General features: G+C 59.8%; 25 protein-coding genes. 6 read left to right on the top strand and 19 right to left on the bottom strand.

Annotated elements, in window-relative coordinates:
* Positions 1-26 precede the first annotated feature (26 nt).
* The 18 genes from AS026_RS33105 to AS026_RS33025 all read right to left on the bottom strand — a co-directional run bounded on the left by AS026_RS33105 (position 27) and on the right by AS026_RS33025 (position 14,152).
* A complete protein-coding gene (locus AS026_RS33105; RefSeq protein ID WP_062374755.1) occupies positions 27-656 on the bottom strand; it encodes an HK97 family phage prohead protease in 630 nt (209 codons plus the stop codon).
* Positions 649-2,142, bottom strand: a complete 1,494-nt coding sequence (locus AS026_RS33100; protein WP_062374752.1) for a phage portal protein — start codon at positions 2,140-2,142, stop codon at positions 649-651. Before AS026_RS33100 ends, AS026_RS33105 begins: the two co-directional genes overlap by 8 nt.
* Positions 2,142-2,342, bottom strand: coding sequence for a phage head-tail joining protein (locus AS026_RS33095; RefSeq protein WP_062374750.1), 201 nt, complete (start codon positions 2,340-2,342; stop codon positions 2,142-2,144). Before AS026_RS33095 ends, AS026_RS33100 begins: the two co-directional genes overlap by 1 nt.
* Positions 2,343-2,344: 2 nt before the next feature.
* Positions 2,345-4,354: a phage terminase large subunit family protein gene (locus tag AS026_RS33090; protein ID WP_062374748.1), complete on the bottom strand. Its 2,010-nt coding sequence runs from the start codon at positions 4,352-4,354 to the stop codon at positions 2,345-2,347.
* Positions 4,351-5,007, bottom strand: a complete 657-nt coding sequence (locus AS026_RS33085) for a winged helix-turn-helix domain-containing protein (protein WP_062374745.1) — start codon at positions 5,005-5,007, stop codon at positions 4,351-4,353. Before AS026_RS33085 ends, AS026_RS33090 begins: the two co-directional genes overlap by 4 nt.
* 174 nt (positions 5,008-5,181) lie before the next feature.
* Positions 5,182-5,718, bottom strand: a complete 537-nt coding sequence (locus AS026_RS33080; protein WP_062374743.1) for a phage tail protein — start codon at positions 5,716-5,718, stop codon at positions 5,182-5,184.
* The gene (locus tag AS026_RS42145) at positions 5,715-5,891 is read right to left on the bottom strand and encodes a hypothetical protein (protein ID WP_160330132.1); all 177 of its coding nucleotides are present in this window, start codon (positions 5,889-5,891) and stop codon (positions 5,715-5,717) included. The genes AS026_RS33080 and AS026_RS42145 overlap by 4 nt, the downstream gene beginning before the upstream one ends.
* 227 nt (positions 5,892-6,118) lie before the next feature.
* Complete coding sequence (nusG, locus tag AS026_RS33075; protein WP_245307708.1) at positions 6,119-6,811, bottom strand: transcription termination/antitermination protein NusG; 693 nt, start codon at positions 6,809-6,811, stop codon at positions 6,119-6,121.
* Positions 6,795-7,961: a helix-turn-helix domain-containing protein gene (locus AS026_RS33070; protein ID WP_062374741.1), complete on the bottom strand. Its 1,167-nt coding sequence runs from the start codon at positions 7,959-7,961 to the stop codon at positions 6,795-6,797. Before AS026_RS33070 ends, nusG begins: the two co-directional genes overlap by 17 nt.
* A 5-nt stretch (positions 7,962-7,966) precedes the next feature.
* Entirely contained in the window at positions 7,967-8,206 is a 240-nt protein-coding gene (locus AS026_RS33065; protein WP_062374740.1) for a hypothetical protein, read from the bottom strand.
* Positions 8,206-9,918 (bottom strand): DNA cytosine methyltransferase, encoded by a 1,713-nt coding sequence (locus AS026_RS33060; protein ID WP_100248220.1) that lies wholly within the window; start codon positions 9,916-9,918, stop codon positions 8,206-8,208. The genes AS026_RS33065 and AS026_RS33060 overlap by 1 nt, the downstream gene beginning before the upstream one ends.
* A gap of 30 nt (positions 9,919-9,948) precedes the next feature.
* Positions 9,949-10,239: a hypothetical protein gene (locus tag AS026_RS33055; protein ID WP_062374736.1), complete on the bottom strand. Its 291-nt coding sequence runs from the start codon at positions 10,237-10,239 to the stop codon at positions 9,949-9,951.
* The gene (locus tag AS026_RS33050; RefSeq protein ID WP_062374735.1) at positions 10,236-11,294 is read right to left on the bottom strand and encodes a phosphoadenosine phosphosulfate reductase domain-containing protein; all 1,059 of its coding nucleotides are present in this window, start codon (positions 11,292-11,294) and stop codon (positions 10,236-10,238) included. The genes AS026_RS33055 and AS026_RS33050 overlap by 4 nt, the downstream gene beginning before the upstream one ends.
* Positions 11,294-12,814 (bottom strand): MT-A70 family methyltransferase, encoded by a 1,521-nt coding sequence (locus AS026_RS41490; RefSeq protein WP_063805959.1) that lies wholly within the window; start codon positions 12,812-12,814, stop codon positions 11,294-11,296. The genes AS026_RS33050 and AS026_RS41490 overlap by 1 nt, the downstream gene beginning before the upstream one ends.
* Positions 12,811-13,008 (bottom strand): hypothetical protein, encoded by a 198-nt coding sequence (locus AS026_RS33040; RefSeq protein WP_062374733.1) that lies wholly within the window; start codon positions 13,006-13,008, stop codon positions 12,811-12,813. Before AS026_RS33040 ends, AS026_RS41490 begins: the two co-directional genes overlap by 4 nt.
* Positions 13,008-13,223 carry a hypothetical protein gene (locus AS026_RS33035; RefSeq protein WP_062374731.1) on the bottom strand — a complete coding sequence of 72 codons (216 nt, stop codon included), beginning with the start codon at positions 13,221-13,223 and terminating at the stop codon, positions 13,008-13,010. The genes AS026_RS33040 and AS026_RS33035 overlap by 1 nt, the downstream gene beginning before the upstream one ends.
* Positions 13,220-13,687: a phage regulatory CII family protein gene (locus tag AS026_RS33030; RefSeq protein ID WP_062374728.1), complete on the bottom strand. Its 468-nt coding sequence runs from the start codon at positions 13,685-13,687 to the stop codon at positions 13,220-13,222. The genes AS026_RS33035 and AS026_RS33030 overlap by 4 nt, the downstream gene beginning before the upstream one ends.
* Positions 13,688-13,906: 219 nt before the next feature.
* On the bottom strand, positions 13,907-14,152 hold the full coding sequence (locus AS026_RS33025; RefSeq protein ID WP_062374725.1) for a hypothetical protein: 246 nt from the start codon (positions 14,150-14,152) through the stop codon (positions 13,907-13,909).
* Positions 14,153-14,238: 86 nt separating this feature from the next.
* Between AS026_RS33025 and AS026_RS33020 the strand changes: the two genes are divergently transcribed.
* Entirely contained in the window at positions 14,239-14,625 is a 387-nt protein-coding gene (locus AS026_RS33020; protein ID WP_062374723.1) for a hypothetical protein, read from the top strand.
* Here AS026_RS33020 and AS026_RS41820 read toward each other — a convergent pair.
* Positions 14,583-14,816 (bottom strand): hypothetical protein, encoded by a 234-nt coding sequence (locus tag AS026_RS41820; RefSeq protein WP_131815369.1) that lies wholly within the window; start codon positions 14,814-14,816, stop codon positions 14,583-14,585. The genes AS026_RS33020 and AS026_RS41820 overlap by 43 nt on opposite strands.
* Positions 14,817-14,930: 114 nt before the next feature.
* On the opposite strand from AS026_RS41820, the gene AS026_RS44705 reads away from it, so the two are divergent.
* The 5 genes from AS026_RS44705 (at position 14,931) to AS026_RS32995 (ending at position 16,673) form a co-directional block, all read left to right on the top strand.
* Entirely contained in the window at positions 14,931-15,248 is a 318-nt protein-coding gene (locus AS026_RS44705; RefSeq protein ID WP_062374721.1) for an Arc family DNA-binding protein, read from the top strand.
* A gap of 269 nt (positions 15,249-15,517) precedes the next feature.
* Positions 15,518-15,706 (top strand): hypothetical protein, encoded by a 189-nt coding sequence (locus AS026_RS33010; RefSeq protein ID WP_062374718.1) that lies wholly within the window; start codon positions 15,518-15,520, stop codon positions 15,704-15,706.
* 76 nt (positions 15,707-15,782) lie between these two features.
* The gene (locus AS026_RS33005; RefSeq protein ID WP_062374716.1) at positions 15,783-15,962 is read left to right on the top strand and encodes a hypothetical protein; all 180 of its coding nucleotides are present in this window, start codon (positions 15,783-15,785) and stop codon (positions 15,960-15,962) included.
* 2 nt (positions 15,963-15,964) lie between these two features.
* The gene (locus AS026_RS33000) at positions 15,965-16,288 is read left to right on the top strand and encodes a hypothetical protein (RefSeq protein WP_062374713.1); all 324 of its coding nucleotides are present in this window, start codon (positions 15,965-15,967) and stop codon (positions 16,286-16,288) included.
* Between the two features lie 4 nt (positions 16,289-16,292).
* On the top strand, positions 16,293-16,673 hold the full coding sequence (locus AS026_RS32995) for a hypothetical protein (protein ID WP_062374711.1): 381 nt from the start codon (positions 16,293-16,295) through the stop codon (positions 16,671-16,673).
* The last annotated feature ends 9 nt before the right edge of the window (positions 16,674-16,682 follow it).

The raw sequence follows: 16,682 nt of genomic DNA, 5'->3' as shown, positions 1-16,682 counted from the left end.
GAGGCGGTTTATGGCGGTAGCCTGCGCTAGCCTGCCAATTGCTGTTGCCGCATCTGCATCTCCATGCGCATGCGGCGAATTCTGTTTGCTGTCGAAAGATCGGGATCTACACGGCAGGCGAAGAGCGCGCCTTCATCCTTGCCGCTCCGGATCTGCGCCCCGGGATCGGCAGGGATTGGAACGGCGGAGATTTCCCACGGCTCCCAATCGATCACCCGATGCACCGGGATGCGGCCTTCGCGCTCGGTCTTTTCGACCGCATGGATGCGGTAGCCGACCGAGATGTTGGTGACGCTGCCTTCCTTGATTTTCGCCACGCGGTCGATCGCGTCGGCTGCGGTGGAAAGCCGGATCTTGGCGACGCCAACGCCACCCTCGATTCGGGCAGAACCCTTCACTACCGAGCCGATGACATCGGCAAGGCTCCATGTGCCATGCGTGTCGAGAAACGGCGCGCCAGCATTAAGACGATCGAGGCGGATGGCCGACGGCGAGACGACAAGCTCTTCGTCGAACTCGCCATCGATCCAGTTGACACGGCGAACCGCAGCACCCGTCGTCCACACAACATCGATCGTGTTATCAGCCTCGTTGAACGATGCGGCCCTCACCTCGGCATTGCGGCTGAGCTGCGGCAGGCGGATGATGTTAGTCACTCTGCGCTCCTTCCGCCGTTGGTGCGGCGTTGGTTCTGGCGCCGTTCGCCGGCCGCCTTGGGTCGATATCTAGAGGTACGTTGTTCGCATCCGCGAACTTGAAGAAGGCGTCGAAGTCGCTGACGACCTTTCGCCAGTCATGACCCCAGGCCGAGATGAAAGTCTGTGGCGACATGCGCCCCGCACGCACGGCAAGAATGTCAGCTTCCAGATCCTTCTTCGGATCGATCGGTTCAACTGCCGGCATCACATGGTCGACTCGGTAGCCTTCCTTGCGGGAAGGCAGCTTGCCAGACATGAGAGCGTACTCGGCGAAGCGTCGATCAACCTTTCGACAAACCATCGGAACGAAGATCTGCCACTGGATTTGCTCGACTAGTCGCCGAAACTCGATCTTTCCCGCCCGCAGCGAGGAGTAGTTCGCTTGAGTAAGGTCGCCGGTCAGCTGGTCATACGAAATGCCTGCGCCCGCAGCCATTGCCCACAGTCCTGCTTTATAGGCTTCGCCAAAGACTGACTGTGAGGAGGGATTGGCAAATGTGATTTCGGACTCGCCAATATCCTGTATCTGGCCTGGCTCGATGCGAGTGACCTTCGTTCCATCCTCTTCCCTCTTCGGTACCAGCGGATTGCTTGCACCTGCAGCGCGCCTGAGAAAGCCAGCAAAGCTCGCCTGCGTTCGCTGCTGAACGATGGCGGCCTCCATCAGATCCTGAATTTCTTTCGCGTTCAGAAGGATGGGTGCGAACCAAGAAATACCGCGCAGCTGGCCGAGGCGCAGAGGGCGATACAGGTGGCAAAGGTCATTCCACGCTACGAGCTTCGATCCTTCACTTCCGAACGGGACTCCCCCGTCTCCGGGATGCGTTGAGTGGAGGTAGAGGCCTTCTCGCAAGTTCCAATCGCCAATCTGGACACCTAACCGGACATTGCTTTCCCGGCCAAGCAGGCTATCCCGCGACGTATCGATAAGGTCGCCTTCGAGTCCCTGAAGTCGCAATGGAATGCTGGAGCCTGCATCCGCGAGACTGATTGGCAACATCCGCAAGACGCTGTCACCGCCTTCGGCCATGGACCTCAAAACGAGCGACTGCTGACCACCATAATCAAGGACGCCCTCGATATCCGAACGCTCCTCCCACTCCTCTCGAAGGAGTCGATAGCGATTGTCGGCACGATCGTTCCCGGTATTAGGGACAGTCATTATTCCCGTGCCGATAACATGAGACGTCAGAACATCGAGGATTCGCTGTCCGGCCCATCCGTTGCGTACGAAGTCGCGAGCGCGATCGCGCAATGTAGTGAGTGCACCTGCCACCTCGGTCGTTGCTGACGTGCCGCGACCGCGCCACGCCTTGTTGCGCCGACCGAACTGAGCAGCCGCGTATTCGCGCTTTTCAGACGATCGCAGCAGCTGACGAGCCGCAGCACGATTAACACCCGAAACCGGATCGAAAAACGATATGACCTTGTCGAGGACGTTCATCAGTAGCCGCCCCCATACTCAACAAAGATCGCACCGCCGCGATCGTCGGCCCCCAAGACCTCTGCCTTGATGAGATCGCGCGCTGTCAGCATGTCCTTCAGGCTCTGATATTCGACTTCGTGTGTCTGGAACCGAACGCGCTTGGCGCCCGTCGCGATAGCGGCGTTGATGGTGTCCAGATCTGTTTGCGTCCACGCCATATTTACCGATCCCAGAAGGAGTCATTGGAGTTGTACCAACCGCCCTCAGTCTCTGGCGGAGGTGTGCGGCGATCGACTGCTTCAGATATCTGCACGTGCTCTTGCTGGATCGCCACATGCTTTGCAGCCAGCAGCGGTGCGGGTGCGAACATGTCCGCATCTACTACGCCATCCGGGAGCCCCCTCATACTTGCGAGTTCACGCCATTCGTCAGGCGTCATGCGGGAGATGCCCAGATAGTCGCCAAGGGCATCGCCATAGATCTCGCAGTCAAGGAAATGGTTCTGCTCGCCTGCTCGTGGCATCCAGATCCGGCGGGTTCGCCCCTTGATCTTTTCCGTCCCCAGATATTCCGAGGTTATCTGGCGGAAATAGACCTCGTCCATCCAGCTTCCGAAGTGACAGTAACCAGGCGGGTCAGCCGGCTGACCGGCAGCAATCCCCTGCTTGTGAAGGTTGGCGTAGAAGCCGCCCTTCAGCGACCATGTGCCGACACCCCACACCATCGCGCCATTGCGAATGCGCTGGCCATTGAAGTCGATATCGACAGATGACGGCTGGCCAATTGGTGGCCTCGACCAACCATCGAGACCCTTAAGCGCAAAGGTGGCGGCCTTGCCGCGAACCCATGTGTACACAACGTGGCTGCGATAGCCGGAGTCGATGCCAAACAGATCGACGGCACGGCGCCGGCCGTAGGCGTCTGGCCATTGCTTCGTGCGCAGCTCCTCAAGCTTGAGGAACGCGCCAGCATGCGGATCGTCGGTCGCACCCTCGATGAACCCAGCATCAACGCGCCATGATTGCCTATCGGGGCCGTAGGCCTTGAACAGATAGTAGATGCCGTTGAGCTGCACGTCAGCAGTGCCTACGAAGACGAGGCCCATCGCCGGAATACGGCCACGAACTACGTCCTCCTCACGCCGCTCCATCAAACGAACATGGTCGGGTGCGTCGCCCTTCATATCGAACGAAAGCCCGAGTGTGAGATTGTTGAAGGTCTTCAGCTTCAGCGGATCTTGGTTCGCCTCAACGAAACGAGCAGCGATCTTCTCCCACGGCACGAACGGCGATGTCAGGGCATCAAAATGATAGGAAGGATAAGCGCCTGGTCGCGAAGCCTCCGGAACCCACCCTCCCCTTTTCATGAGCGAGACCTTTTCGTAAGCCTCGACAATCGCGCCGCAGCAGGGCGTCGCGTAGTGGGGCTCATGCGGAAACTCGTCATTAAAGCGGAAGTACTTCCGGTCGAAGACGAACTTGAATTTCTCGCCGCAGCCAGGGCACGGCATATACCAGTAACGCTGATCGCCGCCCTCAAAGTAGCCGTCGATCTTCGATCCGCCCTTTATGGTCGGCGTCGAGACGTAGACCCGCAGCCACTCACCTGACATCAGGAAGGATTCCTGACGTGCTTCGACCATCCCGAACGGGTCGCCCTGTCCGTCAAGATCGTCAGGGTATTCGTCGATCTCGTCAAGAAAGGCTTTCTTGATCGTCGAGGAACGCAGGTCGGCGGCCGAGCTGGCTATCGCAAGCTTTAGGGAGCCGCCCCGAAACTTCTTTCGAACAGCAGTCGAACCATCCCCAGAACGGGATGCCTGCTCCTTGACGAGCTTGTTGAGCGCCGCAGAACCGGTAATAGCGACATCAAGCTTTTCAGCGTTGAATTCCTTCAGCGCGCCAGACGTCGGCTGGACGATCATGGCGCGGCATGGATCTGTCGCGATCAGATGACCTATCGCGGCGATCATCAACGTGGTGAAGCCAGTCTGTGCCGATTTGCGAACAGCAATCTCGTTGACGCCGCTTTCGGTCGCGCACATTTCCAACGGTTCGGCGATGTAGGGCGTTAGACTGTCGTCCCACAATTCACCAGCCCGTGGCCCATCTGGAACGACCAGGTTCTTCCGTGCCCACTCTGCTGCCGACAACTGAGGCGGAGGCACGATACCGCTCGCGAGGATGCCGGCGACGATTGCAACCGCCGACCGCTTCATCGTGACCTTCATTCCTCGCCCCCGAAGTCGAGATCCACCTGCACGCCCGACCGCTCCCCTTCCGCTGCCTCACCGGCAACGGCGGTCAGCCTGGCGGCGATCGCTTCGCGCTGCTCATGGATCTTCCGGCGCAGAAGCCGACGCAACGCAGGCTCACCCTCGCGCACCGTCTCAAGGATCTCGTTGACCCAGTTGAGAGGCGCATTCATCTCGCGGAGGATTGCCTCCGTGGCTTTCACCAAAGCCGTCTCGACACCATGCTCCCCCTTGATCGGCACTAAGGCACCGGTCCGTTCGGCATAGTCGAGCGCCTTCAGCTTCGACTCATACTGCGCGCGCTCTGTCTGGGCATCGCGCAGCGCGGCACTGACGGGCGGCGCCGAGGCAGATGATTGCGGCTCAGTCGTTTCCCGCTTCGTCTGCACCCCTTGCTCGCGAAATGCATTTCCGGTCTGGCCAACGACGCGATCAAAGGTCGCCAGTTCGACCATTCTGGATCGTCCGACATGGCGGGTTGCGATCAGGCCATCTTGCTCAAGCCGATTGATCCGCTCTGACGCAGACTGACGGCTGATGCCTTTGCGCTTCGCCAGCTCGGCGATCGTCAGCCAGACGCCATCGCTTCCCGACGCTGTCGCTGCCATTGGTTCGAAGAGATCGGTCATGGTTCGTCAGGTCTTGTCAGGCCGAGTCAGGGTTGTCAGGTCAGTTTTTTGACCTGCGTGACTAGCGAAATTTCGGGGTCGTCCCGGCCCGCTAAGGGGCAGGCCCGAGGGAGGACCCGTGAGGGGGTGGGGTCGGGGGGGGTGGTTCGAAGGGCCGACCCGCGCGACCGGTCCTTACCGAGGGAGCAGACGATCGATCTCGTGCAGCACGCGAGGAGCAAGGTGCTCCTGTATGATCTCAACCAATACGTCGAGGTAGACGTCTGGATTGTTTGTGATGGCATGTGCAGGGTTCGGGCCGAACAGCTCACGTATCGGCAAGCGCCTGTCCGAAACCCTCATCGCCACTGCTCTATGCCCGCTGTCCATTTCAGCGAGGAAGGCGCCAGCATATGAGCCTCGCGCTCGAACTCTGACACCGCGCGAGGTTTGGGTAGCTCCGAGCTTGTAGAGCGGCACCCAACCGGATTTGACGATGACGTCCTGCGTATTGCCACCGGCATTGAACCGCGCCGTTGTCGCCTTTCGAACGACGCCTTGTGGAAGTCTCGTGTGCTCTGCCGATCGCTTAACGATGCGGCTGCGAGCCATCTCCCGCATGCGCCGCATGGCGCTCGCCATGGCCTTCGTCTTGATGCCTTCCGGCAATGCCCGGATTGCACGTGACAGGTTGAGAATTTCGTTCGCGTCGAAACGAAGTTCTGCAGTCATTCGGCCAGGGCCTTAACGACTTCTCCCGCGTCTTTTACCAGCCTCTTCGCCTTTGAAACTGTATATGGCTCTGGCCTGTCTATAAGCGCACCGCCGAGGGTTACTACGTCTACCGCAACGGAGACAGGAATAGTGGCGACATCAACTGCCGCCTTGATCAGCCGATCAAACATTTCGCTCTCCTCGTCGACATCATAACCCTAGAAGCAAAAAGGCGACCAATCGGTCGCCTCATCTCATAGCGGTAGCACTTGCCCTGAATCAGCGCCTCGACAGTGAGGCAATCAAGGCTGGGGCCGGTAGCGGTGTTCCCTGAGGCTCTTGGCCTGCTCTGCCCGACATCAAGGTGCCGGGGATCGGAGGGTCCGCTGATCTGGCTCGTCCAGTGACAGAATGACTCTCACAGCTTCTTGAGAAACGCAAGGGGCATGCTGTCGATCTCGAAGGATCGCCCGTCCGTATTGATCAGTACTCTTGCTCTGGCCTTCAGGCACCACTTGACCGCCAGAAGAGTGCAATCAAAACCAGCGAACGGTCCAAAGATAATCTCTGCTCTATCGCCCTCCTGCATGGTCTTGTCCGTCGCAACGCGAGGGATATCAGCTTCAGACTTAAGTGCTTTCAAAACCTCAACATGTTGGTCGCGGACCACATGGTAGCCTTTATCATTCCCGACGATATCGATCACATGCTTGACACTCTTCAAGCCGTGAAAAGCTTCTCCGGAGGGAACGATCCTCACCAGCATATAGGATGGAAAGAAGGGGCGCGTGACCTCGGATTTCTGCCCCTTGTGAACGCGAATGATCTTTTCCGACGGCATAAACGCTTCAACATTTGCATCCTGCAGATATTTTTCCACAGCCTCTTCCCGGCCGCTTTCAACACGCAGGCAGTACCACTTTGCCATTTTTGGCTTCCTTTTGATGATGATTCTCGATGCGGCATGCAGACGTGCCGATATGATTCGCGCGACTCGATCTGCTCGGGTCGATCGCCAGTAGGCGCGCTCTTTCTCATCCGGAGACAACTCTGCCTCGATCATGGGGCGGTAGCTGATCTTCTTTCCGGTGATCTTACGCTGCATCGTCATTGCCCCGTTCCCTTGCAATTGCGTCGTTGAAGTCAGTTATCGCCTGCTCCGGCTCACCAGCCGGGAAGAAGAACCACTCGTGACCGGTGTTCGGTAGCCAGGGCCACCCACGACGCTCGAAGGCAGCTTGCCAACGCTGCAGAAGAGCCGTGTCGACTCGCCCAAACGCCTCCGAGAGGGCGGCGAGATCGGGGCGCACCGTGACGCCCTTGCGGTCGTAAGCCTGCGTGAACATCGTGTTCACACGAGGCCAGCCGTATTTCTGCAGGCGATCCCGGCGCACCGCCTCGGCAGCATCGCCGCCAGCCCTTAGCTGCTGCTGCTGGAACGTCGTGGGAACCGGCATATTCTGGCTCGGTGCCTTCAGCAGCTCCGCCAGCAACCCGGCCATCCAAGCTCGGCTGAACGGATTATGGACCGCCGGCAACGCCACTTCGGATTTCGGATCGTCGAGCTTTTCCCATGCTTTTGACGACAGGTAGACGCTGGAGAACGTGAACTTGCCCTTGATCGCCTTCACCGCGTTGATGAACGCTGGCGTGCGCTGGATGCAGGATGCACGCTCATCGGCGCTGAGCGCATCCCACGCCTTCCGGGCTGCAGGCTCGCTGTCGCTGAGCGACGTTGGCCAGTGGCGATACCATAGCTTGAAATCGCGATCGACCTTGCGACGATCCTCGATGACCGCCGATTGACCTTCTCCCGAACCAGCTCGCGCGCCCTCTCTCTCGGATGATGGTTCTAATGGTGGTTCTATTACGGTTCGGGTGACACCCTGACACCCGTCTACGTCGCCGGTGTCACCCGTCTCCTGCTCATTTGTCACCCCTCTGTCGTCGGTGACGGGTGACACGCCGTCACCCGTCGAACCGGCCTTGTAGGTGAAGAGCTTTGCAAGATCGAAGTCGTAGGCGGTGGTAACGCCTGGTCGTCCCGTAGCCTCGCGAACAACGACGAGGATGCCTTCCTGCACGAATTCCGCGAGGAGGCGCTGGATGGTGCGTTCCGACAGTTCCGTCTCGTCAGAAAGCCGCTTGATGCCGGGATAGATGCCGCGTCCTTCGTCATCGGCGAAGTCAGCCAGGCGCACCGCCAGCAGCTTTCGATTGCAGCCGCCAAGGTTCATCTTGAACAGGCGGCTCATGATCATGATACTCACGCCACACCGCCTTCCGGCCGCAGACGTGCCGTCATCAGGAACGCATTAAAGCGCCCTTCCACCTGCCGCATGGCGTGCTCTTTGCTCTCGCTCCTGCCATTCTGCGGATGCGTGCTGCTTGCGATCCAGACGCGCCAGCGCCACTGCGTGGTGCCATGCCATGGTGGATAAATCGCGCCGATCTTCACGCCACCGCAGACGTAGACGGATCGGTATACCTCGTGCTGCCATTCCATTACGCCGCAACCCTCCTTCCGGTTACCGCAAGGTGATTGCAGTTCGCGCCCACGAGTGCCCGCGCCACAGGCGGACAGACGCTGTTTCCAACGCATGAGACCTGCACGGATTTCGAGAATGGCACCCACCTCGGCCCGCCGTTATGGCCGATCCTCGCTTGGTCGAAGTGGCCGTCTATCTTGTAGTCGGGCGGGAATCCCTGCGCGTTGTAAAGCTCGCGCGGCGTCAGCATCCGCATGCCGATATCGACGATGACGAAGGTCATGCCGTCCACCTCTACGGTGACGAATTCGCGATCGTCCCAGAGACCGTGAGCGCGCATGAAATCCGCGACCTGGCGAGCCCTTGCCGCCTGAGCATCGGTAAATGGCGGAACGCCGATGATTGCCTCAACATGACCATGGCGCGCCTTTACGGTCGCCGTGCGCATCGCCTCGTCCTCGCGCGAACCTTCGCCGGTCCCATAGTAGGACTGCAGGTAAGGCATAATCAGCTGGCTCTTGCCTTGACCGTCCGCCATGATCGTCGCAGACGGCACATCGACACCGTGCCCTGTCGATGTGCCGAACTGCCGCGCGATGTATGCAGAAACCACCTGCTGATGACTGCCTGATTGCGTGATCGTCGAGGCAGCTTCGTCGACTGCCCGGCCGGGATTCACCCCACCGATGCGCCGGTTATCGTTGTTATGCTGCGCCATCCAGGCACACATGACGGAATTCTGATCCTTGTCGCTGGCCGTAATCGTGCGCGCCTGCCCGTGGATCGGGCGGTTCGCGCCACCCTGTTGCGCATAGGTCAACACCGGTGCGATCCGCGCGCCGTGCGTGAGGCTCACAAGGAACGGTCGCTTAGCCCGGATGACGAAGCGATCCATTCCGCGCGCAATGCGAGCGTGGGAGTTGCGGGCCAACGGCCGGACAGCGCGAACACCGTGCTTCTGCCAGATCTCCTCCGACGTATCGAAGATCGATGGGCATGGAATGCTCCAATCGATGCAGTCGGCGACGATCGGCCAAGGCAACTTGCGGCCGGCAATCACGTCATGATCGTCGGACGCGCCATGCGTCGGCTTTGGCCAGACGATCTTCTGTCCATCGAAGCGCATGATGATAAAGAGACGCTTGCGGATCGTCGGCGCGCCGTAATCACGGCCACGCAGCTCGCGCATCTGGATCTTGGCGCCGAGGCGACGCAACGTGCGGCACCACTTCTGGAAGGTCTCGCCCTTGCGATCCGGGTCCGGCATCTCGCCGCGATCGGTCTGGATCAGAGGGCCGTAGTCCTTGAACTCCTCGACGTTCTCCATGATGACGATATCGACTTTGCCGCCACTCTTCTGGATGCGCTCGATCCAGCCGGGAATGATCCAGCAGAGATCGCGGATGTTGCGCGCGACCGGCTTTCCGCCCTTCGCCTTCGAGAAGTGCTTGCAGTCCGGAGAGAACCAGGCGAGGCCTATGTGCTTGCCGCGCAGGTGAACCAGCGGATCTATCCTGTAGACGTTCTCCGACAGGTGGATCGTGTCGGGATGGTTTGCCGCGTGCAGCGCCAGCGCATCGGCGTCGTGGTTGATCGCGTAGTCCGGTGATCGGCCAAGCGCCATTTCGATACCGGTGGACGCGCCGCCGCCGCCTGCGAAGCTATCAATGATAATCGGATCGCCCCAGCCCTTGCTTTCGGCGAACGCGTGGATGTCGTCGACGGACATCCCTTCGAATATTCGCTCCTGAAACACCCTCTATGTCCCCATGTTGAGCGGCGGCAGGCCGCTGGCAATTCGGTTGAGCCGTCCCCGCGCGACCGCGATGGCAACACCATTCAGCGGCCAGCCGTCCTCGCGCCGAGGCTCGCGCATGTGCGAAAACTCGGCATCGAGGTAGGCAAGGCCCGCTTGAAAGCGTGCGGCACGAAGCGCGAAGCGGATAAAGTTTTGATCGCGTATCAGCTGATCGATCGACGCCGTAAGCAGCCAGCGAGCGCGCTCCGCGTCCGTGGTGCAGTCGTCGATATCAGGCGGGAAATCGATCATGCCGCCTCCCTCTGACGCATCAGGTCCGCGTAGCGATCATGGATGCTGTCGCGATCGAGGAAGGAACACTCAATGTCGAAGAGGGCGCCGATCTCCGATCTGACGCCGGCCAGGATGATTGCCTCCGCATCGGTAAGCATGCGGGTTGGCCACCCCTTGACGTACAACATCCCGTCGGTGATCCGGTCCTCCGCCTGCTTGCGCCACAGAGCCGTGGATTTAGCCACAACAAGGCGCTCTCGGAGATCCGGCGTCAGCAGTTGCGGCGCCACGTCGCCGAGCCATCGCGAACCTTGGAACGCGAAGCTACTGTCGCATTCGAGTCTCACCATCCTCCGATAAAGATCATGGCTCTCGGATTGAGCAGCAGCTGCCGTCAAGTCCGCAATGTTCGACATGATGCAAAACATGCAGGACACTCGGCTCATGCCGTTATCGCGGTAGGCGGGATGAGGTGCGAGACCGCTGGCATCGATGGTGCTGAAAACTTCCTGCACGGACCAATCGACGATTGGTCGCCAGTTTATGAAATTGTCGTTGGCCGCGCCCTGGTCAGCAACCGTCGCCTTGGATCGCGTAGCGCTTTCCTCACGACGGACACCCGTCACGTTGATAACTGTCTGGCCCTTGTAGCGCCGCTTCAGCTCGGCTTGGATGACGTGCGTCTTTAGTTCCGACGTGCAGAACCTCATGCGTGGAGTTGACCAGCAAGGAACCAGGGTGACGGTTTCAAGCGCCGCGTACCGATCAATGCTGGAGCGCCAGCGCGCCTCCCACCGATCCATCAGGTCGCCGGCCTTTCGGCGGACAACCAGAAGCTCGCAACCAAGATGGGCGGCAAGCTCCTCGCAGATGCGCAGGCTGTTTTTCCACTCGACCACTCCGAGATCGGCATGGACGAGAACCCTCGGGCCGTCGTGTCCGCATTGATCGAGGTGCCGGAACGTCGCGAGTGCCGCCGCCTGGCTGTCCTTGCCGCCGGATACACCGACAGCAACCGGCGATGCCGCCAGAATCGCTTGGTCGACGAACGGCAGGGTGGCGATGGCGAACATCAAGCCACCTCGCTTTCCGCCGCCGCCTCAAATCCCCAAGCGGTCCAGCCTGGGCGAGGATCGCGGCAGAACATTTCTAGGCGCGGCATATCCGGATACAGCCGCTCGATCGTCTCCGCGAAGAACGCAGGCTTGGCGCTATGGCGTCCTTTGGCCTCCCGATGGACGGTGTGTGGCTGACTACCAGGCAGGGGCGCTGCCGGATTGCCGCGACGCCCGATCAACAGCAGTTCGTGGCGATCCCTGCCCCAATATCCGTTCCCGGCAATTTCCTTGTCCCAGATCCAATGATGAACATAGGTGAACCCCCAAGCCGACATGACCTGCAGTCCATCAGGAAGCATTGGGTTTGTTGCCCATAGAAAAAGGACGGCATCCTGTTTTGCCGGCGATCCGATCTGTTCCCACAGCGCACAGATCTCGTGCGTCGTCATGGTTGGATAGTGATTCGATGCGCTCCGATCCCCACCCGTCACTTCGGAACGCGTTGAAAACTTCCATGGAGGATCAGCGTAAATGATCGGGAACTTGTGGCCCACCTTGCCTGCAGTCGCAGCTCCGCTGCTCGCGACGTGCGCCATATGAGCAAGGCGAACCGCGTGCCGAACTTCCTGCTGCCTGCGGCGGTTCTCTTTTACCTCCGCCGCCTTCCTCTTTTCATCGGCAAGTGCAGCCTCGGCATACAAGACCTGCTTGTCCTCGGCGACATGCTTAAGGCGATCGAGAAACGCGCCGCTGTCGAGACGCGTGCCCCGAATGAGATGAAGCGCCATATCCACGATCTTTTCGCCGCGCGACGCGTCGCGCTCCACCGTGCGGCGGTCGCGACCGGTGGCTACTGCAGTCGCCACGGCGAACGTTGTCGGCGCCTCGATCAAACCGACAGCTTGTCGTTTTGATTTCCGATCTCCGCCAGCACCCGTCTCCGGATGCTTAAGCAGGTAGATCTCCTTGCGACGCGCTACAAACAGTGCACGATCGGCTGGCGTCAGCTCAGCGCGGCAAAGATTTTCGTCGATCTCCCAAAGCTCGCGATCGAGATCGTCAACGTCCCGATGAAAGCATTCAATCCACGTCTCGCCAAGTTCCCGCATTGCCTCAAGGCGATGCTTGCCGGCGCCTAGTTTCACGCGTGCGTCGTCAATCGTACCCTGAACGGTTATCGGCGTTTGCAGCCCGCGCTCCCGGATCGATGCCTTTATCACCTCAACCGTTGCGCGATCGACGATGCGCAGGCGACCGTCGCTATCGATGCTGTCGATGCGTCGAATGGTTACACCTGGCTTCGCGGCCTGATCATTCTGGTCTGGCGACGGATTGGCTTTTGCCACCTGTTTTCTCGCGAGGTCAGTCGGATACCAGGTGTCGGCATCACCTTTGTCGCGAGACAGGAGGCGCTTGACGTTCAGCGCTGCGCAAGCCTGACGCTCGGCGCCAACGGTGCTTCGATACACGCCGGCCCTGAGCGCTTCGTCGAGGATCGCACGCGCCCGCTCGCCAGACTTCATCGGTGCGCTCATCGGTTTACCCTCCGCTCAAAGCGGACAATGCCGCGCAGGATGGTTTCTGGACGGCGACCCTTGGCGATACGCTCTGCGATCTCACGCGGGTCATAGGCGAAAGCCGCCCCGGCAATGGCGATCCGGAGCGGCTCTGGCAGGTTGTCGAAGGCCTGCATGCACTGATGTGGCGTGGACGGCACGAGAATATTCATCACTCGCACCTCATGAGGCGGTCGAGGTGCGTATTGCCCTTAGCGGTGAGCGTCAGCCGCGAATGAGCGGGACCGCAGCGCCTGACGTGACCGCGTGCGATCAGCGACAGCAAGAGTTCACGGTTGGCTTCATCGGCGGCCAGGTGCTGATCGCTGAGGATGCGGATACGACGAAGAAGGGCGCGGCCCTCTGTTCCGATCTTGGCGTCCATCATCGCCCCCCCTCCACCTTGGCGAGGGCACCCTCGGCGGCGCGGATCAGCTCGCGCAGCTCCTTGGCGATCCGCTTCCGTTCGAGCGCATCAACGCGTCCGTCCTCGCGCGCCTCGGTGATCGCCTTCAGAACGTCGCTTGCTTCCGACATCACGCGGATCGCGTCCATCTCCGTGATCGGGGAAGGGTCTGCAGGGCGTTCTTCGTCGGGCACTAGGCGGAAGCCGAGAGCCCGCGCCATGGCTGATGTGATCACCGGGCTTTTGGCGCGGCGGTCGGCCTCGACGGCGACATCGCAGGGAATGACGCTGTCAGCGAACTCGTCGTTGAACGATGCGTATTTCGACAGCGTCGATACGTTGACGCGCGTCAGTGCCGGAAAGGCGGTGACGCCGCCGCCCAACGTATAAGCCGCATCGGTTGCGGATTTGATCGACCGTGTCTCGACCTCGGAAATAGTGCGCACGAAAACCCCCTCGAAGAATCAAGGAAACAAAAACGGAAATGGATTCGATGATCGGCGCGCGGACGCGCCCTATTGGTGGTTCGTCAGCAAATCACGGAGGGCCGCATGGCTGGACGAACGATCGAACTGCACTGCAAAGAGAAGACGCGCCGGACAGTGGAGGTCCGCCAGCCCGGCGCGAAGTGGCGCAGACACTCCACATGCTGCGCGGGGGAACTGTCATGCGGCCTCCTTGGCGCATTCTGGCCGGGGAATGCCGTCCGGCCAGGTCACGCCCTCTGGCCAATTGGCCGAAAACCACCGGACGGCAGCATTGAAGCGCCCAACAGTGATATCTCCACCAGACCGCATGGCCGTCAGCTTCTTGCTGTCACCAAACACGCGGTTACTGACCGTCTTTTCCTCGACAGCCTCCGAACGGGCGTAGATCTCAGCCAGATTGATAAGATGATGAATCTCAAACATGAGCGTATAAGCGGTAATTTAACCGCTAGAGTCAACGGTTTTCTTACCGTTGGCCAAGATTTTCCATATCGGTCAAAATACCGCCCATGTTAAAGGATATTTTAGAGAGAATTGAAGCCCGCCTGAAGGTCGTCGGACTGGACGCTACAAATGCGTCATTGCAGGCCAAGCTCAGCAAAGATGCGATCCGCAACCTGCAGCGTGCGGTCAAGCGCGGCGACCTGCATGCCGGCGTTTCAAGTTCCACGCTTCAGCAACTTGCGCCAGTATTGCAGACGACAGCTGCCTGGTTGCTTGAAGGCACCGACTGTGGAACGCAGGAACTGCCGCCATCCATGCGCCGTCTGTGGGATATGTTTGTCGCCGCGAGAGAAGCCAGCCCCGAGGTTCAACTCCGCATAGCTGACTTCGCCGAGTTCCAATTACGAAACTATGAAAAGTCCCGAGAGACGGCCACGAACATCGTCTCGTGATTGATCTGCACACTCCAGGATCCGCCATGAAGATCCTCGAGACAATTTGCCAGGAGTTGCGCGGCCTGATCGACCCGTTTCAACGGATCATCGATCTCCCGCGCAGCAACCGCATTCCCGGCTGCTGCCACGGCGACCATCGTCCCCATCCCCTTCAGCAGGGACCGCCGATCGACACTGAAATCCCCCATACTATTTTCCTGCATCGCTCGCTTTGCAACCCTCACTTGGTGAACATAATAGGAACATATTCCCACCGCGCTCGTCAACCGTAAATATTAACGGCGGGTGATCATGGCACATCCATGGCACATTCGCACCATTTTTGCTCCATTTTCACAATTCGTAATTTCCTCCATAAGGCATTAATGCCACAGTCCGAAGATCCCCGGCACAATTTGCGCCTTACAACTGAGCTTTACAAGAAGCTCGCACACTCGCGTGTGGATAGTGGTCGTAGCATGAACAGCGAGATCGTTTCTAGGCTCGAGGCGTCCTTCGCGCCTACACCCATGCTTGAAATCGAAAATCTCCTCCGCTCGGTCTTGTCTCTCAGCGACACCGAGCGCAGGGATGCTCTCCTGTTGCTTTCTAAGTTGACCGCCATTCTCGGCGAGCGGTAACGCGGAAAAATAACTTCATAAGTAGGCTACCAATAAGCGGTGAAACAACCGCTGCGGCATAGCTGCGTCCGCCGACTACTGCATATTGCATAGTTCGTATAGGTTTTTTTACCGCTATAGGCTTGCGTATCGGTAAAATTACCGCTATCCGTACATCGTCCGGTCTACTCCTCCTCCCAAAGCCGGATCGCCCGTCCGGGCGCGCGCCGCTGCTCTCTCCTCCTCCCTGAGCAGCGGCGTATGCCGGGAGGCGAAGGAGAGACTAAGTCATGCAGAAGAACAAAATCACCGCCGACGATCGCCGCGACCGCTTGCATATGCTGCGGCTCGCCGAAGAGCGCGGCGCGATGACCGATATCCAGCTCGTCGCCGCCGGCGTCAGCAGGGAAAGCCAGGAACGCAACGCCCCGTGGGTCGCCGAGCAGCTTAAGCAGCGCGGGATGCCTGTCGCGGCCTGACATCCGCTTCCGGTTTCCGCTTGTCGTGCCACCCCTTGCGGCAAGCGGAAACAGAAACGGATGGAGTTTCGGTACCATGCAACATTTCAAGATCAAGGCAATGTGCATACCGGCTGAAGAAGTCGTGGCGAACCGTCGTCGCGATATCTTCTGGCTGAAGATCATCATCGCTGTGCTCGTCTACTGGAACCTGCAGGCGGTCTGGGCTGTCCTGTGTGCAGCCGAGCGCGCCTCCGAACTGGCGAGCAGGATCTGACGATGACGGTCACTCGCTTTCCCGCACCCGATACGCAGCGCCTCAGGCTGGCAAGCAAGCTGGAAAACCGCGAGATGCCGGATTACCAGCTCAGGCAGGTTCTCGGGGCATCCGACAGGCTGGCCGTTGTCAACAAGGCGCTGACGAATGCCGCAATGCGGATCGTCAACGACGATGCCCTTGGTCCAGGCGACGCCCTCGTGGATGGCGATACGCTGCGCGATCTCCTCCCCGCCGTCCTCAACATCATCAATCTCTGCAGTTCGAACCGCGACCGCGATCTCTCGCGCGCCGTGCGCCAATGGCTGCAGGTCAATGGAGACTGATTCAATGCTGCACCACAGACGAAAGGTTCCCGACCGGGAGACACTTGCCGCCCATCTGGCCGCAGGCATGACCATCGAGCACATTGCCGAGACATACGAGGTCGGTATCCGTGCCCTCCGGATGCATCTCGCTCGCTATGGGCTGATCGAGGTTCGTACCAGCGCCGCGCGCTTGGCCGAAGCGCTGAACCGCGCCCCGCCACCGCGTACGCCACGCAATGGAGACATCCGGTTCCGCGACGATCGAACCACCTTCATCCGTGATTTCTACATGGGAGGCAACTCCTTCCAGCTTCGTCAGCTCTCCCTGCCGCGTGTATCGATGCATGTCGCTGCGATCGCCGCCAAACCCACCATTGGAGGCGCGCATGGCGCAAATCGCTGAACGGGTCAC

This window comes from Rhizobium altiplani, assembly GCF_001542405.1.
Classification (GTDB): Bacteria; Pseudomonadota; Alphaproteobacteria; order Rhizobiales; family Rhizobiaceae; genus Rhizobium; species Rhizobium altiplani.
This window is presented reverse-complemented; position numbering and strand designations above follow the sequence as displayed.

Excerpts from the sequence above, each read along its gene's own strand:
- AS026_RS33100 (WP_062374752.1), bottom strand. The coding sequence starts at position 2,142 with ATGAACGTCCTCGACAAGGTCATATCGTTTTTCGATCCGGTTTCGGGT.
- AS026_RS33095 (WP_062374750.1), bottom strand. The coding sequence starts at position 2,342 with ATGGCGTGGACGCAAACAGATCTGGACACCATCAACGCCGCTATCGCG.
- AS026_RS33090 (WP_062374748.1), bottom strand. The coding sequence starts at position 4,354 with ATGAAGGTCACGATGAAGCGGTCGGCGGTTGCAATCGTCGCCGGCATC.
- AS026_RS33085 (WP_062374745.1), bottom strand. The coding sequence starts at position 5,007 with ATGACCGATCTCTTCGAACCAATGGCAGCGACAGCGTCGGGAAGCGAT.
- AS026_RS33080 (WP_062374743.1), bottom strand. The coding sequence starts at position 5,718 with ATGACTGCAGAACTTCGTTTCGACGCGAACGAAATTCTCAACCTGTCA.
- AS026_RS42145 (WP_160330132.1), bottom strand. The coding sequence starts at position 5,891 with ATGTTTGATCGGCTGATCAAGGCGGCAGTTGATGTCGCCACTATTCCT.
- nusG (WP_245307708.1), bottom strand. The coding sequence starts at position 6,811 with ATGACGATGCAGCGTAAGATCACCGGAAAGAAGATCAGCTACCGCCCC.
- AS026_RS33070 (WP_062374741.1), bottom strand. The coding sequence starts at position 7,961 with ATGATCATGAGCCGCCTGTTCAAGATGAACCTTGGCGGCTGCAATCGA.
- AS026_RS33065 (WP_062374740.1), bottom strand. The coding sequence starts at position 8,206 with ATGGAATGGCAGCACGAGGTATACCGATCCGTCTACGTCTGCGGTGGC.
- AS026_RS33060 (WP_100248220.1), bottom strand. The coding sequence starts at position 9,918 with ATGTCCGTCGACGACATCCACGCGTTCGCCGAAAGCAAGGGCTGGGGC.
- AS026_RS33055 (WP_062374736.1), bottom strand. The coding sequence starts at position 10,239 with ATGATCGATTTCCCGCCTGATATCGACGACTGCACCACGGACGCGGAG.
- AS026_RS33050 (WP_062374735.1), bottom strand. The coding sequence starts at position 11,294 with ATGTTCGCCATCGCCACCCTGCCGTTCGTCGACCAAGCGATTCTGGCG.
- AS026_RS41490 (WP_063805959.1), bottom strand. The coding sequence starts at position 12,814 with ATGAGCGCACCGATGAAGTCTGGCGAGCGGGCGCGTGCGATCCTCGAC.
- AS026_RS33040 (WP_062374733.1), bottom strand. The coding sequence starts at position 13,008 with ATGAATATTCTCGTGCCGTCCACGCCACATCAGTGCATGCAGGCCTTC.
- AS026_RS33035 (WP_062374731.1), bottom strand. The coding sequence starts at position 13,223 with ATGATGGACGCCAAGATCGGAACAGAGGGCCGCGCCCTTCTTCGTCGT.
- AS026_RS33025 (WP_062374725.1), bottom strand. The coding sequence starts at position 14,152 with ATGTTTGAGATTCATCATCTTATCAATCTGGCTGAGATCTACGCCCGT.
- AS026_RS33020 (WP_062374723.1), top strand. The coding sequence starts at position 14,239 with ATGTTAAAGGATATTTTAGAGAGAATTGAAGCCCGCCTGAAGGTCGTC.
- AS026_RS41820 (WP_131815369.1), bottom strand. The coding sequence starts at position 14,816 with ATGGGGGATTTCAGTGTCGATCGGCGGTCCCTGCTGAAGGGGATGGGG.
- AS026_RS44705 (WP_062374721.1), top strand. The coding sequence starts at position 14,931 with ATGGCACATTCGCACCATTTTTGCTCCATTTTCACAATTCGTAATTTC.
- AS026_RS33010 (WP_062374718.1), top strand. The coding sequence starts at position 15,518 with ATGCAGAAGAACAAAATCACCGCCGACGATCGCCGCGACCGCTTGCAT.
- AS026_RS33005 (WP_062374716.1), top strand. The coding sequence starts at position 15,783 with ATGCAACATTTCAAGATCAAGGCAATGTGCATACCGGCTGAAGAAGTC.
- AS026_RS33000 (WP_062374713.1), top strand. The coding sequence starts at position 15,965 with ATGACGGTCACTCGCTTTCCCGCACCCGATACGCAGCGCCTCAGGCTG.
- AS026_RS32995 (WP_062374711.1), top strand. The coding sequence starts at position 16,293 with ATGCTGCACCACAGACGAAAGGTTCCCGACCGGGAGACACTTGCCGCC.